The 15665-nt window shown below is 56.8% G+C and carries 19 protein-coding genes; 12 read left to right on the top strand and 7 right to left on the bottom strand.

Translation table 11 applies throughout. The features are described from left to right. Positions 1-26 precede the first annotated feature (26 nt). The 3 genes from CQ019_RS14790 to CQ019_RS14780 form a co-directional block, all read right to left on the bottom strand. Positions 27-323: a rhodanese-like domain-containing protein gene (locus tag CQ019_RS14790; protein WP_096287258.1), complete on the bottom strand. Its 297-nt coding sequence runs from the start codon at positions 321-323 to the stop codon at positions 27-29. 120 nt (positions 324-443) lie between these two features. After that, positions 444-1028 carry a rhodanese-like domain-containing protein gene (locus CQ019_RS14785; protein ID WP_022876879.1) on the bottom strand — a complete coding sequence of 195 codons (585 nt, stop codon included), beginning with the start codon at positions 1026-1028 and terminating at the stop codon, positions 444-446. A gap of 114 nt (positions 1029-1142) precedes the next feature. Then, the gene (locus tag CQ019_RS14780; protein WP_022876878.1) at positions 1143-2540 is read right to left on the bottom strand and encodes a rhodanese-like domain-containing protein; all 1398 of its coding nucleotides are present in this window, start codon (positions 2538-2540) and stop codon (positions 1143-1145) included. A 517-nt stretch (positions 2541-3057) separates the two neighbouring features. On the opposite strand from CQ019_RS14780, the gene CQ019_RS14775 reads away from it, so the two are divergent. Both CQ019_RS14775 and CQ019_RS14770 read left to right on the top strand, forming a co-directional pair. Next, positions 3058-3315 (top strand): metal-sensitive transcriptional regulator, encoded by a 258-nt coding sequence (locus tag CQ019_RS14775; RefSeq protein ID WP_022876876.1) that lies wholly within the window; start codon positions 3058-3060, stop codon positions 3313-3315. Positions 3316-3528: 213 nt separating this feature from the next. Continuing rightward, positions 3529-4089 (top strand): TIGR02391 family protein, encoded by a 561-nt coding sequence (locus tag CQ019_RS14770; RefSeq protein WP_096287252.1) that lies wholly within the window; start codon positions 3529-3531, stop codon positions 4087-4089. A gap of 272 nt (positions 4090-4361) precedes the next feature. Here the strand turns inward: CQ019_RS14770 and CQ019_RS14765 are convergent, their stop codons facing one another. Both CQ019_RS14765 and CQ019_RS14760 read right to left on the bottom strand, forming a co-directional pair. Further along, a complete protein-coding gene (locus tag CQ019_RS14765; RefSeq protein WP_096287250.1) occupies positions 4362-4742 on the bottom strand; it encodes a hypothetical protein in 381 nt (126 codons plus the stop codon). 259 nt (positions 4743-5001) lie between these two features. Further along, complete coding sequence (locus CQ019_RS14760) at positions 5002-5460, bottom strand: hypothetical protein (RefSeq protein WP_141393560.1); 459 nt, start codon at positions 5458-5460, stop codon at positions 5002-5004. Between the two features lie 509 nt (positions 5461-5969). Here CQ019_RS14760 and CQ019_RS14755 point away from each other — a divergent pair. After that, positions 5970-6371, top strand: a complete 402-nt coding sequence (locus tag CQ019_RS14755; protein ID WP_105554767.1) for a hypothetical protein — start codon at positions 5970-5972, stop codon at positions 6369-6371. A gap of 140 nt (positions 6372-6511) precedes the next feature. Here the strand turns inward: CQ019_RS14755 and CQ019_RS14750 are convergent, their stop codons facing one another. Next, complete coding sequence (locus CQ019_RS14750; protein WP_096288297.1) at positions 6512-6997, bottom strand: hypothetical protein; 486 nt, start codon at positions 6995-6997, stop codon at positions 6512-6514. 110 nt (positions 6998-7107) lie between these two features. Here CQ019_RS14750 and CQ019_RS14745 point away from each other — a divergent pair, with 110 nt between their 5' ends. The 6 genes from CQ019_RS14745 (at position 7108) to CQ019_RS14725 (ending at position 12745) form a co-directional block, all read left to right on the top strand. Further along, positions 7108-7629, top strand: coding sequence for a hypothetical protein (locus CQ019_RS14745; protein WP_096288295.1), 522 nt, complete (start codon positions 7108-7110; stop codon positions 7627-7629). 362 nt (positions 7630-7991) lie between these two features. Next, positions 7992-8210 carry a recombinase family protein gene (locus CQ019_RS18945; protein WP_141393592.1) on the top strand — a complete coding sequence of 73 codons (219 nt, stop codon included), beginning with the start codon at positions 7992-7994 and terminating at the stop codon, positions 8208-8210. Between the two features lie 16 nt (positions 8211-8226). Continuing rightward, positions 8227-9462 (top strand): HEPN-associated N-terminal domain-containing protein, encoded by a 1236-nt coding sequence (locus CQ019_RS14740; RefSeq protein WP_176484263.1) that lies wholly within the window; start codon positions 8227-8229, stop codon positions 9460-9462. A gap of 213 nt (positions 9463-9675) precedes the next feature. Then, on the top strand, positions 9676-10257 hold the full coding sequence (locus CQ019_RS14735) for a recombinase family protein (RefSeq protein ID WP_096288330.1): 582 nt from the start codon (positions 9676-9678) through the stop codon (positions 10255-10257). A gap of 182 nt (positions 10258-10439) precedes the next feature. Continuing rightward, positions 10440-10808: a helix-turn-helix transcriptional regulator gene (locus tag CQ019_RS14730; RefSeq protein WP_096288291.1), complete on the top strand. Its 369-nt coding sequence runs from the start codon at positions 10440-10442 to the stop codon at positions 10806-10808. Beyond that, positions 10805-12745 carry a cation-translocating P-type ATPase gene (locus CQ019_RS14725; protein ID WP_105554765.1) on the top strand — a complete coding sequence of 647 codons (1941 nt, stop codon included), beginning with the start codon at positions 10805-10807 and terminating at the stop codon, positions 12743-12745. The genes CQ019_RS14730 and CQ019_RS14725 overlap by 4 nt, the downstream gene beginning before the upstream one ends. A gap of 436 nt (positions 12746-13181) precedes the next feature. On the opposite strand, the gene CQ019_RS14720 is transcribed toward CQ019_RS14725, so the two are convergent. Next, positions 13182-13436 carry a 3-keto-5-aminohexanoate cleavage protein gene (locus CQ019_RS14720; RefSeq protein ID WP_255248515.1) on the bottom strand — a complete coding sequence of 85 codons (255 nt, stop codon included), beginning with the start codon at positions 13434-13436 and terminating at the stop codon, positions 13182-13184. Between the two features lie 393 nt (positions 13437-13829). On the opposite strand from CQ019_RS14720, the gene truB reads away from it, so the two are divergent. From truB to CQ019_RS14705, 3 genes are read left to right on the top strand one after another with little or no spacing between them, the layout of a single operon-like run. Further along, on the top strand, positions 13830-14756 hold the full coding sequence (gene truB / locus CQ019_RS14715) for a tRNA pseudouridine(55) synthase TruB (RefSeq protein WP_255248514.1): 927 nt from the start codon (positions 13830-13832) through the stop codon (positions 14754-14756). 36 nt (positions 14757-14792) lie between these two features. After that, positions 14793-15170 carry a hypothetical protein gene (locus CQ019_RS14710; protein WP_105570015.1) on the top strand — a complete coding sequence of 126 codons (378 nt, stop codon included), beginning with the start codon at positions 14793-14795 and terminating at the stop codon, positions 15168-15170. Next, positions 15167-15637 (top strand): hypothetical protein, encoded by a 471-nt coding sequence (locus tag CQ019_RS14705; RefSeq protein ID WP_096288283.1) that lies wholly within the window; start codon positions 15167-15169, stop codon positions 15635-15637. The genes CQ019_RS14710 and CQ019_RS14705 overlap by 4 nt, the downstream gene beginning before the upstream one ends. Positions 15638-15665: the final 28 nt, after the last annotated feature.

Raw genomic sequence — 15665 nt, 5'->3', positions numbered from 1 at the left:
GGTGGGGTTGGCGCCGGGGTATGGCTTTAGGTGACGGGCAGGCCGGCACGTTGCCAGGCGGTCATGCCGCCGGCCATGGTGTCGGCGGTGAATCCGGCGCCGGTGAGGGCGTCGGCGACGCGGGCGCTGCGGTTGCCGCTGCGGCAGATGACGATGACGGGGCGGGTCCGGTCGATCTCCCCCAGGCGGGTGTTGAGCTCTCCCATGTGGATGTGGATGGCGCCGGGGATCATTCCCTCGGCGACTTCGAAGTCTTCGCGGACGTCAAGGACCTGGTCCGTGGCACGTCGCTGGTCGGTGTCGGTGATGGTGATTTCGGGCATGGTCTGCTCCTTCGGGGGCGTGTTCAAGCGGTATGTGGGTGCTTTCCGGGCCCGGATCAACGCGACCCGGGCCCGGAAACCGGGAGGAATCCGGTTGGCGGCGGGCCAACCGGGTGTGCGCTAGGACTTCTTGGGCGGAAGCTGGGCGAGGACCGATGCACGGGTCGGTTCGTTGCCGGTCTTGTTCCACGGCATCTTGGCCAGGGCCTTGCCCATGGCGCAGGTGTTGGTGGCCGCGGAGAAGGTCAGGCCCGCGCCGATGGCACCGGCGACGGTGCGCAGCTGCGGGGAGAGGAACTTCCCACCCACCAGCCCGGCCACCACGAGGGAACCGGCGGCCATGCGCACCTGGCGTTCCAGGTCCCAGCGCTTGGAACCCTCGACGGTCCCGCCACCGGCCTGCTTGTAAGCGGGGACGCCGCCGGACAGGACATGGGCGTTGCCGAATCCGACTGCCGCGAGGTGTGTCTTGGCTTCGGTGGCGCGCACGCCGGATTGGCAGACCAGCACCACCTTGGTGTCGAGTTTCGAGGCGAGTTCCTCGGTGTGTTCTGCCAGCAACGGGAGGGGGACGTTGTAGGAGCCCTTGATATGCAGGGATTCGAATTCGGCGGCGGAACGCACGTCCAGCACCACGACGTCGGTGCCGGTATCGATCCAGTCCTTGAGCTCTTCGGGGCTGGTGGCCTGGGGGATGGTGTTCATGGGGGTGTGGGCCTTTCTGCCGGGCATGGCGCCCGGCCGGTCCCGCATCCGGAAAGGGGGATGCGGGACCGGGAATACGTAGAATTTATTGTTGAGGGATGGGCAGTGGAGAACCTAGGCGTTCTGCATTTGCTTCCAGTCGGCCCATCCGGCGTAGCTGCCCTCGAGTTCAACGACGTCGAACCCGGCCCGGCGCAGGGCGGAGGCGGCCACGGAGTTGCGCACCCCGGACTGGCAGAAGCTCACGATCACGCCGTCGGACGGAAGCTTGTCGGTGTTCCAGAGCACCCGTCCGGCGTTGAGCTGTTCGGAGCCGGGCACGTGTCCGGCAGTGTGCTCGGTCTTGTTGCGCACATCCAAGACCATGGCCGCATCGAACCCTGCCAGGTCGGCCGGGGAGATCGTGCGGGGCACGTAGACCGGCAGGCCGTCCAGGGAAGTGATGTATCCGGCGACGCGGTCGATGCCCACGCGGATGAGGTGGTCCCACATCTCGGTGGCCGTTTCGCTGTTGGGAGCCAAGAGCACCAGCGGTCGCTGGTCCGTTTCCGGGTCCACGGCCCAGGCACCGTAGCTTGCCGCCTTGGTGCCGGCGGGAATGTTCAGTGCCCCTGCGACGGTTCCCTCGTGGACCTCGGTGTGGTGGCGGGTGTCGACAATGCCGATTTCGTTCGCGGCCAGGGCGGTGGCAACGTCCTCGATGGCCAGCTGGGCCAGCGGTGCGCGTTCGCCCAGGACGGCCGGACCCTGGCGGTTTTCGCGCTTCATGCGGCCGAAGTAGGCGTGGGCGTCGGGCTGCCCGTCAAGCAGGGCCTCGACGAATCCAGCCTCGTCGTTTGCCTCTAGGTAGGGACCCCACCACGCGAAGTTGCGCTCATACCCGACGGTGGAGGACGGGATGGCGCCCAAGGCCTTGCCGCAAGCGCTGCCGGCGCCGTGGCCCGGGTAGACCTGGACGTAGTCAGGCAGGGTCAGGAACTTGTTCTTCAGCGAGACGAAGAGGTCGTGGGCCCCGGCGAAACGGGTGTCGGTACCGCCGGCGGCCTCGTCGAGCAGGTCCGGGCGGCCCAGGTCCCCGGAGAAGACGAAGTCGCCCGAGAGCAGGAAGCCCGGCTTGTCACTGAAGGCGCCGTCGGTGACCAGGAAGGAGAGGTGTTCGGGGGTGTGCCCCGGGGTGTGCAGGGCGGTGACGGTGATGTTTCCCAGCGTGATGGTGGACTGGTCAAAGAGGCGTTCGGCTTCGAATTCGTATTGCCAGTCCGGCCCGCCCTCGCCCGAAACGTAAATCTCCGCGTCGGTGGCGGCGGCCAGCTCCCGGGTGCCGGAGAGGTAGTCGGCGTGGATGTGGGTCTCGGTGACGGCGGTGATCTTCATGCCGTTTTTTGCGGCAAGGTCCCGGTACACCTGGATGTCGCGCCGGGCGTCCACCACGAGGGCCTCGCCCTTGGCTTGGCAGCCGATGAAGTAGCTGGCCTGTGCCAGGTCCTCGTCATAGATTCGTTCGAGAAGCATTGGTTCTCCTTGTGGTTGGTCAGTTTACCCTTCATACCCCTGGGGGTATCCGGTTCACAGGCAACAATAATACCCCCTGGGGTATACGTCAAGTCGTTCACGGATGCACAAAAAAGCGGCGATCGACACCATCGGGAATGGTGCCGATCGCCGCAGGCGCATGCGAGGCTGGGCCTAGCGGCCCAAGAGGCGCGCGAAGAAGCCGCCTTTCTTGCTGGACTCCTTCGGGGCATTTGGATCGCAGGAGCAGCGCTCGCTCCGCGGCACGTGGGCCATGACCTGCTTGACATGCTGGCCACATCCGGCCCAGGTGGTTTTCTGACACTTACGGCATTTGGTCGCACGGCACATATGGTGACTCCTTGCGTCTGGGGTTGTTGATGGAGGCTTGGCCGCCCCCTCTGTATTCGAGTATGGCATATACCCATGGGGGTATCGAGAATCACTGCCATTGATACGCTAAGGAAACCCCCGGGGGTATACCATTGAAGAAATCAACACCTTGAAGGGACCCACCATGGAACTTGAAGCGGACACCATGAAACCGGCCATCAACAGGCTCAAGCGCGCCCAGGGCCAGCTTAACGCCGTGATCCGCATGCTGGAGGAAGGCGGCGACTGCCGCGCGGTGGTCACCCAGCTTTCCGCCGCCTCCAAGGCCATAGACCGTGCCGGGTTCTCCATTATCGCCACCGGGCTCGAGCAGTGCCTGAAAAGCGAGGACCCCACAGCCGACCGTGCCGACATGGAAAAACTCTTCCTCTCCCTGGCCTAGCCCCAGCCATCCAGCGATAGCTCTCCCCGAGACCACCCATGGAGTCCGGCAGGACCACTGCGCGAACTTCGGCAGTGCGGCGGTTCCGCAACCGCCGAGGAATCACTCCCTGCCGCCAAGCGGGCCGTAGCGATCAGCACCCCTGTTCACTAATCAGACGCCGCGCACCGAGCGACAGCAGTCAATGTGGGTGCTTGATCCATCGGCCCGAAGATGCAACAGCCAAGGCCAGAAAACACCGCCACTAAGCACTGTGAAAAACAGGCCACTTATCGTTGTGGCTCACAAGTACTTATTCAGCGAGGCGAAGAACTCAGTAAACACCTGGGAACTGATGCACCAGACATGGATGCCTCAAATTTGCATCCTTGGGCCTGGGAACGAAGCAAATCTTTGTGGAATAGCGGGCACTACCACGAGGCTGTGATGGAGGCAGCTAAAACTATCAATCACGAAGCACAGCAGAAGCTTGGACGCATGGATCTTTCGGAGCGAAAGCTCTTCAACGACGCATTCAGCACCAACCCGGCCAAGCCAGGCGCGCCAAGACTTCGACTCGCCAAAAATGACGGTGGGGACACATATGCGAACCTGCACCAGGGCGCGCGTGCATTCGCCGAAGGGCTCTATGCGGGCATCCGCAACCCAGGCATGCACAAACCGCAGGAAAACCATGGCGGGCAACAGCAGCTAGCCCTCGAACAGCTCGCAGCATTCAGCCTGCTAGCCCGCTGGATAGACCAAGCAGAAGTGGAAACAGCTCCCGCCAATTAGCCGGCACTCAATGAGTGTTCCCATAAACGATAAAAAAACTTTCTGGGAAGAATCTATTTCGGGAAGCAGTTTCGGGAAAACAAGAACATTGAAAAACCGCCGATCCTGTCAGTTTCCGAAGTCCTCAGCATTTCTGTCCATAGTCCACAGCACTGCCACCCGCAAGGGGAACGTTCTACGGGACACCGAAGTAAGTCGCGATCTCAAAACCTATTAACTCGTCAGTTCGTGACAACGCCAGGGTGCAAACCGGAAAGCACATCTCTATGCGATTACCTGATTTCACAGACGATTTCGTAAGGCTCAAAATTAAAGCCCTGACGCATGGCTTCTCTACAAGCTTCCTGGATCTGTTCATGCACCGGCCGCCCAGGTGAGAATGCACCGACCCTCACCTCGATCCGTGCCCCATTAAAATTAGACTCCAGTACAACCGCGGATTCCACTGCGGCAATTTTCTCTATCTCAGAAGCAATATAGTCGGCCTTCTCTTTCCCCGGTTCCGCAGTACGACTAACGTCTCTGGCTTCCGCCCACGAAACGATGAAGTGATTCAGCCCAAGATGGATTGAGAAGCCCACACCGAGCGCAAGGAACGCAGACGTTGCAACTATCACCAAGATAGTTTTTATCGTTCTGCCATAATATTTCATTTTTACAGCATAGGTTGTTTCACTGGAGTTTCTTCCCGGCTCCGGCATGCAGGGGACGTGTTGCGGACTTGCAATTCCGCAGTTCTGGCTGCGTCATCGCAGCTCTCAGGCCCGAATCTCAACGCATCCGACGAGAATCACGCCAAGATGGACTATTGATTTTACAGCTCATCTTCGTGACAGAGGGGCAACACTGCAGTAGACCGCTAACGTGCACAAAAGGCTAGCAATCCGCAAGTTGTTCCCACGGTTCAAAGTATCAAGCTTCTGGATGGAAATCGGACTGTTCAGCGAACTTTCTGGCAAGTGACTGGTACTTGTCTCTGAACTCCTCTTCGGGAATGTTCTGCCGAGCAACGACGGAGATATTTGTGTTTTCTACGATGTATCGACAACTCATGAGCTCTTCGTAGGCTTCGAGCGTTTCGCATGATTCACCGAAGAGACCAGCCATCCTTTCACCACTGCTATCTTCGACGGCGTCATAGGAGATGAAGAAAAGCTGCACGACACCATCAGCAAGCGTAAGCGCCAAATCTCTATTGTTGCATTCGCCTCCAGTCGCAGAAAGCTGGTGCCCCGATTCCAGATAGAGAAAGGTCCCGATGTGTTCGGTCTCTGTGGACATCTGCTCGTCTGAAGGGTTGCCTGTGCAGAACCCGGTCTCTGCCGCTCGTTCCGCAGTGATGAGTTCGTACCCGTCGATCGATTTTGACACCTTTGAATTCATATCTGTGCCAGATTCAATCAGCGGGCTAGTACAACTGGCAAGCAGTAGAACTGACGCAAGAAGTAAGGCTACTATCGGTTTGCGCATCATGTTCTGCCTCATCGTTCTCTTCCGTTTCTCAATCGCTGCAGCTTTCCAACAAGGCGTACTACGTTACTTATGCCCAGAGTTGGGCCTACAAAATGTAATTCACTGCGTCGTATGCAAACTGCTACGCGCATAGAGCTGACGAATATCCAGAATATCGCCTTGAACAGGAAATACTTTTTCTAGCATTCCTCCCGTTATTCGAGCTGATTCAAAACGGCTCTGGCGAATTCAGCCTACTTTTCATTATCGGGAAGAGCCAGTCCCTGTTGGAGCGAATCTAGCATCCTTGTTCCACAGGTGAACGTGAACTGGCAACTCGCTACTATTGCCTGAGGAGGCGCTGCAATCGCTGAATTCATCCTCAACTCATCAATTAGCTATTCGACATCGTCGTATTAGAGGGACCCATGAAGAAAAATGTCACGAGTTCCACCCTGATTATGGCTCTCGCGCTCTCTGGATGTACTGCTTACGAAGTCGCGCCCGGCCCATCAGTTGTCCCAGCAGAGGAACTTGCACATGGCACTGACGGCGGCCAAGAATGGGCGGATACAAAAATCAATGAGTGGCTCGGAGCGAATGGAGCCAGGAATATCAGTGCGCTCAGTGGTCCGACATTCTACGTCGATTCATGGGAGTCCCCGGCTGAAGGCGAGCTAGTCGTGCGAACTAAAGGTGGAGCCTACGACAAAGTTGCATTAGGCATGATTGCTTCAAGCATTCTTCACGGCACGGGTGAGGACATGCAGAAAATCACTGCGATCAATGAGTACAACAAAATTCAAGCCACCTACGAACGGCTTAAGTAGCGCGGGCTCGTCTCGAGAAAACATTGAGTCACACGATAAAAACGCGTAAATTCATCCATCCATCCGCTGGACTGAGGCATACCAATATAGATCGACTAGGGCATGCCCGTAGAAGGAACGCTAAACGGGAAATTTCGGAGTCAGTCCAGTCGCACTGTGCATGTCTTACCGGTCGGTTCATCGTCAACTGTGAATTCAAGTGTTAAGAATCGGGCTGCTCTCGGCGGGTTAGGAAGATATACCCAGGTGGACTCCCACTCTGTCGCGCTCCCGGCGACCTGTCCGGATGTCAACCGATAATTGGTTCCCACGTCGTCCGAGATGACAGCTCCAACCGGTCCAAGAATGAGCTGGCCGGGCATTGAAGGTGCGTCGCCCGCTGCTTCCTCCCCCTTACGCTTTCTCATGTCAGCCCATTGCGTCAGTTGCTCTTCGTAGCGAACGTCGCGTTGCCAGGTCTCGTGGCTGCGAATTCCTTGGAAGTAGATTTTGATGCCTTCACTTCCCAGCCATCCGGCGGAGTCGATCGGAACATCGGCAATCGACTCGATGCCGGCAAACCGTACGTCCACGCCATCATTGGTTGCGACAACGAGATCACCTGGGGCTGAAATAACTGTCATCATGTGATCATCTTAGAGCCACCCACTAGATTTGCTTCGGGAACAGCTGTTCCATTCCCATAAGACGAACCCATAAGGTCTATGTCTCAATTCTTGCCAGGTAAGCTCGCACTATGTCCGAGACTGAACCTGTATTGGAATTGAATCCCGCGTCTTACACCGTGGTGGAACTCGTCAAGAAATTGGTCGACGAGCCTTGGCCCCAGTCCGATGAAGAACGTGAAAATCTATTCGCGCACCTTGGATTCAAATCAGGGAGCCAGTACAAGCTGGAGAACGAAGAATCGCCCCACCAGATGACTGAGCTGGATATAGGCCTCGGCGGACAAGCACCTAGCTCGTGGGACACCTATAACAAGGAGTTCCTAGGTGTGTCCGTCCACCTCTACGGCACTCAAGACTCCGAGGATCCAGCTGCTCAAAGCGGATACAACAAACTGCGGATGGAACTCACCGAACTCTTTGGAAAACCGGATCATCCGTGGGACAACGAAGAGACGCCACCCTGCATCTGGGAAGCAAACGGCCGGACAATTATTACACACCTCTTCAACCGTCGGGATAGCAGTGTGATGTTGAGCGTGGAGGATTCGGCTCTAGCCGACATTGCGGAAGCCGATTCAATTTCCAGCTGAGCAACCCCAGACAGCATTCCGTGAGGAACACATCTCGTGACGAACAGTCGTATTTCGCCTCAAGCGAGTTTCGGCATCCTGTCAGAGAGTTTTCCGAATAGGAACTCAGGTGTCCCGTAAGACGGTCGCCATACGGGACACTCGATCCGTTGACTTGTTAAGTTTTCGAAACTCCGAGTTTTCAACGATTTCAGATTCCCATATACCCCGCCCGAGAAAATGCCCGGTGAAGGGGCCTTATACGGACGCCAAAAACGGTCGTTTACGACACACTGACCCACCGACTTGGTAGAAATCATAGACAGTTGAAAACTCAACAGATTTTCGAACTCGATTGGTCGCGAAACACAGTGCTATAAACTATGTATCGAAAGTTTTGCATTCCACGAGTATTGAGACATTTAAACATGGGGCATCGCCTCCCGCGCATTCGCGCCCGGCCCGAGCTCGATGAGCTCCTGAGCCAGATCCGCCCCGGCGGCACCCTCATAGTCTGGTGCCTCGACCTACTCGGAAGATCCATCCGGAGCTCACTAGCCACATGGACGCCCTGCAGCCTTGCGGTTATCGCATCGCAATAACTCTAAGATGATGTCCATGGGAATGGCTAAAAGACTACAAATTGAAATTGACGAGCAAGGATGGGCACCAACAGACTTATCCATTTGCGTCGACTGCGTTGAGGATCGAGCACTAAAAAACGCCGTGAGCGGCTCTGCTTCCGCACAAGATGAGTGTTCCTTCTGCGGACGGCAAAACGCAGCCACATTTGATCTCGTTGTTGGCATGTTTGCAGATGGAATTAAGAACGAGTTCAACAACATCGATGATGAAAGTGTTGCCTACGATAGCCGAGAAGGCGGATACCAAATCTCGGATAACCAGAGATGGGATACATGGGATCTCATTGGGGATTTCAGTGACTCGTTCGCACGGGAAGACATCGTCGAATCGCTCAGAGATTCGATGCAGGACAGAATTTGGGTCAAACGAGACGTTTTCTCACTAGGACCCGACATCGCTATGGCTGACGCATGGGAGAATCTATGTGAGCAGGTGAAGTATAAGACGCGATATGTTTTCTGGCTCGCGGATAGCAGGAAAACCGAATCATATCCATCTGCAGGTGAGATTACACCAGCCGAAGTCCTGGATCATATCGGCGAAGTAGTAGATAGCCAGCTAGGCCTGATTTCCACATTAGAGCGGGGAACCACGTTTTGGCGAGCCAGAACCCACCCCGAGGGAAAACTTAATACAGACGTACCAGCGGGTGAGTTGGGGACATCGCCGCGTCAATATGCGAAATCGCCTAACAGGATGAGTCCTGCTGGCATTCCGATGTTCTACGGCGCCGAGGATCAGATAACAGCCATCAAAGAAGTCTCAGCTCATACGCCACTAGAATCTGATCATGTCACTTTCGGACGCTTTAGGCTAGAAAAAGACATAGCGGTCCTAGACCTAACTAAGTTACCGGCAGAACCATCGATCTTCTGCCCCCAACTTGGCCATTTGCGCCGTGAAATCCGCTTTCTACATAAATTTGTAGAGCAGCTTGGACTGAAGATTGATAATGAAGATCAGCCTATTGATTACATCCCCACCCAATTAGTCACCGAATTCTTCATGCAAGCTCACATGCGTGCGAATAACGAACCTGTCATTGGGCTCCTCTACAATTCCACCGCCAGTCCTGGAGGTCTAGCTTGCGTTCTAGACATTCCCAACGACTGTTGCCTAGAAGAAAACGCAACCATCACGCACGATGAGGATGCTCCTACGCTAGTTCTCGAACGCAGAACAGTAGAAACTAGGCCACTGCAAAACTAGAACGTATCCGTATCTTCTATTTCCCAAAAAGAGGCTTCCACCTGGATGAGACGTCTTGCAACCCATGGGTTGCAAGACGTCTCACCGAGCGCCGCTCCCCCAGCTGAAAATCCTTGAAAACTCAACGGTTCTAAATTCTCGCAACTATGTGTCACAACCAATGTCGTAGAATCATATTGACACTATTAGTTGCGAGACACTTTCAAGGGTTCCATGACCAAGCTGATCGGATACGCTCGCGTATCCACCAAAGTCCAAGACGCCGACCGGCAAATCCAAGACCTATTGGCGGCTGGCATCCGGCGCGATGACCTCTACACCGACCGTGGACTCTCCGGGGCGCTGGCCAAACGTCCTGGACTCGATAAAGCCCTCGAAGCACTCTACCCAGACGACACCCTGGTGATTACTACCCTGGACCGGCTCGGACGCTCCACCCAGAAAATGCTCGAACTCGCCCAAGAACTGCGCGAACGGAATATCGGACTGCGAGTGCTAAACCTCGGCGGCGGCGATGTAGATACCAAGACACCCATGGGAGCCATGGTCTTCACTGTCATGGCAGCACTCGCGCAAATGGAGCTGGAGATCAAACGTGAACGCATCAACGACTCTGTGACCAAACGCCGCACCGCCGGAGGGGACCTCGGCGGTCGCCGACCTACCTTCACCGAATCCCAGATCCGAACCGCAGCCAAGCTCATCCAGGCAGGCGATCCAGCCACCCAAGTCGCCAAAGATATGGGAATGTCCCGAGCGACCCTCTACCGCAGAATTAAAGAGTTAGACCACTAAACATCCCAAAAACCTTCCGTGCCCCTTCAAGCCCGGTCGACTTTCGGTACCAGGTTTTGGGAATCCAAGAACATTGAAAAAGCGCACTTCGAACTGATGCTCGGAATGCGCTTTTCAGGTTCTCAGAAACGATCGATTTTGGGCGGTGCCACTAGTACATCAAGTGCTGTATAGTACATCGTATGATGAACATTGAATCGCGGATCGATGCGATGAACCGGCTTGGCCGCGCCATGGCCGACCCCACCCGGTCACGCATCCTCCTGTCCTTGCTGCACGAACCCGGATACCCAGCGGAACTTGCCCAGACCCTGGGACTGAGCCGCGCCAACGTCTCCAACCATCTGACCTGCCTGCGCGGCTGCGGAATTGTCGTGGCGAAACTGGAAGGCCGCAACACCCGGTACGAAATCACCGATCCGCACCTCACCACCGCTCTGAGCGCCCTGGTTGACGTGACGCTGGCCGTCGATGATCAAGTACCTTGCCTGGACTCTTCCTGCCCTGACTGCGCCACCAGCGCCGATCGAGAACACGAGGAGCAAGCATGAGTTCCGCCTGCGGTTGCGATTCACCGGAACCCACCGAAGAATTCGAAGAGGAACTGCCCTGGTGGCGGGATTGGCATGTGCTCGTACCCATAGCCTCCGGCGTTTTCTTCCTCGCTGGGCTCGTCCTTGAATGGAGCACCCACGGCGAGAGCGCCGCCATCGTGGCCATGGTGCTGTTTTGGATCGGCCTGCTGCTGGGCGCTTTTACCTTTGTTCCCAGCGCCCTACGAAACCTGTTCACGAAACGGAAACTCGGCATTGGGCTGCTGATGACCATCAGCGCCACCGGTGCGGTCATCCTCGGCTATGTCGAAGAAGCCGCAGCCCTGGCATTCCTGTATTCCATTGCCGAAGCACTGGAAGACAAAGCCATGGACAGGGCACGCTCGGGCCTGCGCTCTTTATTGAAGCTCGTCCCGGAAACCGCCACCATCATCCGTGACAGCGCACCGGTCGTGGTCAGTGCAGCAGAGATCAAGATTGGCGATGCCCTGCGCGTGAAGCCTGGTGAACGCTTGGCAACCGATGGCGTGGTCAGCCAGGGATCAAGCAGCTTAGACACCTCCGCTATCACAGGGGAATCAATTCCCGTGGAAGTAACAGTGGGTGACCAGGTTGCTGCTGGTTCCATCAATTCATCCGGCGCGCTAGTAGTCACTGCAACGGCTAACGGCACGGACAACTCCCTGACCACGTTGGTGAGCCTAGTCGAGCAAGCCCAGTCGGAACGTGGCGAACGGGCACGGCTCGCTGACCGCATTGCCCGCCCGCTGGTTCCCGGTGTCATCGTCCTGGCGGTACTGGTCGCTGTGCTTGGAGCGATCTTCGGCGATCCCGAAACCTGGATCACACGCGCACTGATCGTGCTGGTCGCAGCCTCGCCTTGCGCGATGGCCATCGCCGTTCCTGTCACCGTTGTTTCCGGTATCGGAGCTGCCAGCAAGTTCGGTGTCATCATCAAAAGCGGAGCAGCGTTCGAACGGCTTGGTTCCCTGCGCCGCATCGCGGTAGATAAAACTGGAACGCTCACACGCAATCAGCCAGTGGTCACGCAAGTCCAGACCGTTGATGATGCGACCCGCGAAGAGGTGCTCGCCGTTGCCGCCGCCCTGGAACAGCACAGCACCCACCCTCTAGCTACGGCCATCACCGCAGCAGTGTCCACGATCTCTGAGGCAACGGCGGTTAACGAAGAGCCAGGAAACGGCATTACCGGCGTCCTGGAAGGTGTGCAGGTCGGGGTCGGCAGTCCTCGATGGATTGCCCCAGGATCGCTTGCTTCCGCTGTTGAATCCATGGAGGCCTCCGGGCAAACCTGCGTCATGGTCACTCGCGCAGAGCAGGTCATTGGCGTGATCGGCGTGCGCGATGAACTACGCCCTGAAGCGGCCGAGGCAATTCGAGACCTGCATGACCAGGGAATCGACGTGGTGATGCTCACCGGCGATAACTTCCGTACTGCCCGCGCGCTGGCTTCAATCGCCGGTATAGACACCGTTCATGCCGAACTGCGGCCTGAAGACAAGGCCCGTGAAATCGCTTCGTCGGTGCAGCAGGTTCCTACAGGGATGATCGGTGACGGGATCAACGATGCCCCTGCCTTGGCTAGCGCTACCGTGGGGATTGCGATGGGCGCTACCGGTGCCGATGCTGCCATAGAATCAGCCGACGTAGCCTTCACCGGCCACGATTTGAGACTGATCCCGCAAGCCTTGTCCCATGCTCGACGGGGCCGGGCGATCATGAATCAGAACATCGTCCTGTCAATGGCGATCATCGTTGTCCTGCTGCCCTTGGCTATTACCGGAGTGCTGGGATTGGCCGCGGTAGTGCTGGTTCACGAGGTCGCAGAAGTCATCGTGATTGCCAACGGCCTTCGTGCTGCCCGCGTCCACCGCAAGCAGCTCACCCAGCAGCCGGGCAACGTCCTGCATTAGCGCTGGTTTCGTTGCTGTTGAAGGCGGGGCACTATTTCCACCGGGAAATTAGCGCCCCGCCTTCAACCATTTAGAACCAGAGTGAACCGTGCTGTGCGATGCGCCATTTTTAACGGTAATAAACCGCCAATTGAAACTAACAGTCACACATCATTGACGAAGGAGATGGACACGGCGGTAAGAGCATGATTGAACAATGGGACCACGCGAACGCCAACCTCATCTCCGATCAGTTCCGGAAACGTCCGGAGGATTCGAACAAGTAGTGCCGCTAGCCCGGCTATACCTGAGGCGTCGGCCAAACCCGATCGCCGCTCAATAGGGGGCTGCGCTTAGCCCGCTTGAGCTGCTCAAGGCAGACGCAGACTGTGCTGCGCAATCCTTGAGGAGCCGGAGCCAAATTTTCGTTTGCGTGTTTCGAAAGCTTGCCAGGGGGCTAGAAGGCTACGTTTTCACGCCCCTTGAGCGCCAGCATTTCGCGTGCTTCATCGGGAGTGGCCACCTCAAAATTCAGTGCTTCGAGGATAGTTCGGATACGGGTCACCTGTTCGGCATTCGACGCCGCAAGCTGCCCCGGGCCGATCCACAGCGAGTCTTCTAGACCCACACGGACATGGGAACCCATCGCGGCGCCAATCGTCGCCAGCGGCATCTGATTTTTGCCGGCTCCAAGAATCGTCAGTATGAACACGAGGGACAGTAGCGGTACTCATCCCTAGAGTCCAGCGTTGAGTTCACCCAATTGCGGGAATGCTAGTTGTGTCAAAAACCAAGCGCTACGGGTAGCCCCGAGCGCAGTAAGCAACCCGCCAAGAAAAGAATGAACTTGATCAGTTCGCGGGGTTCTAGTCTGTTATCTGGCATTGGGTCCTAGGAAATTCTCTTCCTTCCAGGTGCTTCGAACCTATCGAGCCGGGGTTCTCTGTCCACCGCTGAACTTAGGCACGGAATGATCTGTGCTTGCCGCGCCGGGAATGAAATTTGGATTGGATTTCTATTCGTAGCCGATTTTCGGGACGAGGGCTGTGGCCGCATGACACGCATCACCGCAAGGGCGGCCTTCATAACGCCTATACTGGTAGGCGTGAGTAAAGCCGGGCAGAACACTGAAGAGCAGGCCTCGGGCCTCGTATTAGTCGACAAAGATCAGGGAATGACCTCCCATGACGTGGTGGGCCGAATCCGTCGGCTTGCAGGAACCCGCAAGGTAGGCCACGCTGGCACCCTTGATCCCATGGCAACGGGTGTCCTGGTGATCGGTGTTAACAAGGCAACACGTCTACTGACCTACATTGTGGGACACGACAAGACCTACACCGCCACCATCCGTCTGGGACAGAACACCGTCACCGATGACGCTGAAGGCGAGGTTATCTCCGAACGCATTGCGGCAGCGGTGACCGACGAGGATATTGAACGCGAAATCGCCAAGCTTCGCGGCAATATCGAGCAGATCCCAAGCCAGGTCTCGGCGATCAAGGTAGATGGCAAGCGTTCCTATGCTCGAGTCCGTGCCGGCGAGCAAGTAGAACTCAAAGCCCGCCCGGTCACCATCTCCCGCTTCGACATCCATGAAATCAGCCGCGAAGTGGGTGGCAAGGTGTTGGACGTAGACGTCACCGTCTCCTGCTCATCAGGAACTTACATCCGGGCATTGGCCCGAGACTTGGGCGAAGCGCTCAACGTTGGCGGTCATCTCACCGCGCTGCGTCGCACCGAGGTCGGCCCATATCCGATAGCAAAAGCAAAGCGTTTGGAACAGCTCGCCGAAGAGTTCGAGATCCTCTCGCTCGACAAGGCAGCCGCGGCTCTATTCCCAAGCCGCGAACTGACCGAAGACGAAGCTTCCGAGCTCTCTTACGGACGAACCATCACCGCTTCCAAGAATGTTATGGAACTGCCCGAGGGCGAGCTCGTAGCGGCTTTCGCACCGGACGGCGGACTGGTGGCACTCATTGCAGATAAGGGCGAGAAAGCTCGCGGCCAAATAGTCTTCACCGGAAAGCAGTAACTCATTTCTTCGTGAGACTTTCAGAAAGGCTCAGTCTTGTTTGCCCTTAACGGCTTCTTTATCGCCGGCGCCATCGTGTGTGCGCTCGCCGTGTTGCTCGGAATCATTGCCACCATCATCCGGCGTTATCCGGATGATTGGGCGTTGATCGCAACAGCAGGAACCGAGATTTTTCTGATTGTCTATGCGGTAGCTGCGGGTATTCGCCAGGCCGGGGGAGAAGCTATTCTCGGTGAGTCTTGGGAATTCTGGGGTTATTTGCTGACCGCGGCAATCATGCCGCCGATAGCGTTCTTCTGGGCGGTCAGCGATAAGAGCCGCTGGGCAAATACAGTACTGGCTGTTTCGGGAGCCATCACATTTGTTATGTTGTTCCGCATGGAGCAAATCTGGCACGTAGGAGTTGTTGCATGAGCGAGAAACCACGTAATTCACGCATCGTACAAGCTGCGCAAGCTCGTGGCGTTGACAAAGCGCCACGTCCGGGAAGAACCACCGGACTGGGCCGCATTATTATCGCCGTTTACGGTGTGCTAGCGCTTTCGGCCACAGTGCGTGCGCTGTACCAGATTTTCTTTCGTGACTTCTCTGAAGCCCCGCTGGCTTACCTTTTGTCATTGCTTGCAGGTCTGGTTTATATCCTCGCTACTTTTACTCTGTCCTCCGCTAAGCCAGGGGCTTGGAAGCTCTCCCTGTTTGCGGTGAGCTTCGAATTGCTGGGCGTGCTCGTGGTTGGATTGCTGTCCTTCGTGCTACCTGATCACTTCGGCCACGACTCCGTGTGGAGCTACTTCGGCAAGGGTTATGGCTATATTCCGCTGGTGCTGCCACTGATTGGTTTGTGGTGGCTCTTCCGTAACCGTAATGAGCGTCACGTCTAAAGACGTGCAAGAATTACCTCGGTAAACT

The organism is Arthrobacter sp. MYb229 (genome assembly GCF_002975405.1).
Classification (GTDB): domain Bacteria; phylum Actinomycetota; class Actinomycetes; order Actinomycetales; family Micrococcaceae; genus Glutamicibacter.
Note: the sequence above shows the minus strand (reverse complement) of the source record. Positions and strands in the feature narration are given on the sequence as shown.

Bases quoted from the DNA above. Each gene is read 5' to 3' on its own strand.
- CQ019_RS14790 (WP_096287258.1), bottom strand. From the start codon at position 323: ATGCCCGAAATCACCATCACCGACACCGACCAGCGACGTGCCACGGAC.
- CQ019_RS14785 (WP_022876879.1), bottom strand. From the start codon at position 1,028: ATGAACACCATCCCCCAGGCCACCAGCCCCGAAGAGCTCAAGGACTGG.
- CQ019_RS14780 (WP_022876878.1), bottom strand. From the start codon at position 2,540: ATGCTTCTCGAACGAATCTATGACGAGGACCTGGCACAGGCCAGCTAC.
- CQ019_RS14775 (WP_022876876.1), top strand. From the start codon at position 3,058: ATGGAACTTGAAGCGGACACCATGAAACCGGCCATCAACAGGCTCAAG.
- CQ019_RS14770 (WP_096287252.1), top strand. From the start codon at position 3,529: ATGCAACAGCCAAGGCCAGAAAACACCGCCACTAAGCACTGTGAAAAA.
- CQ019_RS14765 (WP_096287250.1), bottom strand. From the start codon at position 4,742: ATGAAATATTATGGCAGAACGATAAAAACTATCTTGGTGATAGTTGCA.
- CQ019_RS14755 (WP_105554767.1), top strand. From the start codon at position 5,970: ATGAAGAAAAATGTCACGAGTTCCACCCTGATTATGGCTCTCGCGCTC.
- CQ019_RS14750 (WP_096288297.1), bottom strand. From the start codon at position 6,997: ATGATGACAGTTATTTCAGCCCCAGGTGATCTCGTTGTCGCAACCAAT.
- CQ019_RS14745 (WP_096288295.1), top strand. From the start codon at position 7,108: ATGTCCGAGACTGAACCTGTATTGGAATTGAATCCCGCGTCTTACACC.
- CQ019_RS18945 (WP_141393592.1), top strand. From the start codon at position 7,992: ATGTATCGAAAGTTTTGCATTCCACGAGTATTGAGACATTTAAACATG.
- CQ019_RS14740 (WP_176484263.1), top strand. From the start codon at position 8,227: ATGGGAATGGCTAAAAGACTACAAATTGAAATTGACGAGCAAGGATGG.
- CQ019_RS14735 (WP_096288330.1), top strand. From the start codon at position 9,676: ATGACCAAGCTGATCGGATACGCTCGCGTATCCACCAAAGTCCAAGAC.
- CQ019_RS14730 (WP_096288291.1), top strand. From the start codon at position 10,440: ATGATGAACATTGAATCGCGGATCGATGCGATGAACCGGCTTGGCCGC.
- CQ019_RS14725 (WP_105554765.1), top strand. From the start codon at position 10,805: ATGAGTTCCGCCTGCGGTTGCGATTCACCGGAACCCACCGAAGAATTC.
- CQ019_RS14705 (WP_096288283.1), top strand. From the start codon at position 15,167: ATGAGCGAGAAACCACGTAATTCACGCATCGTACAAGCTGCGCAAGCT.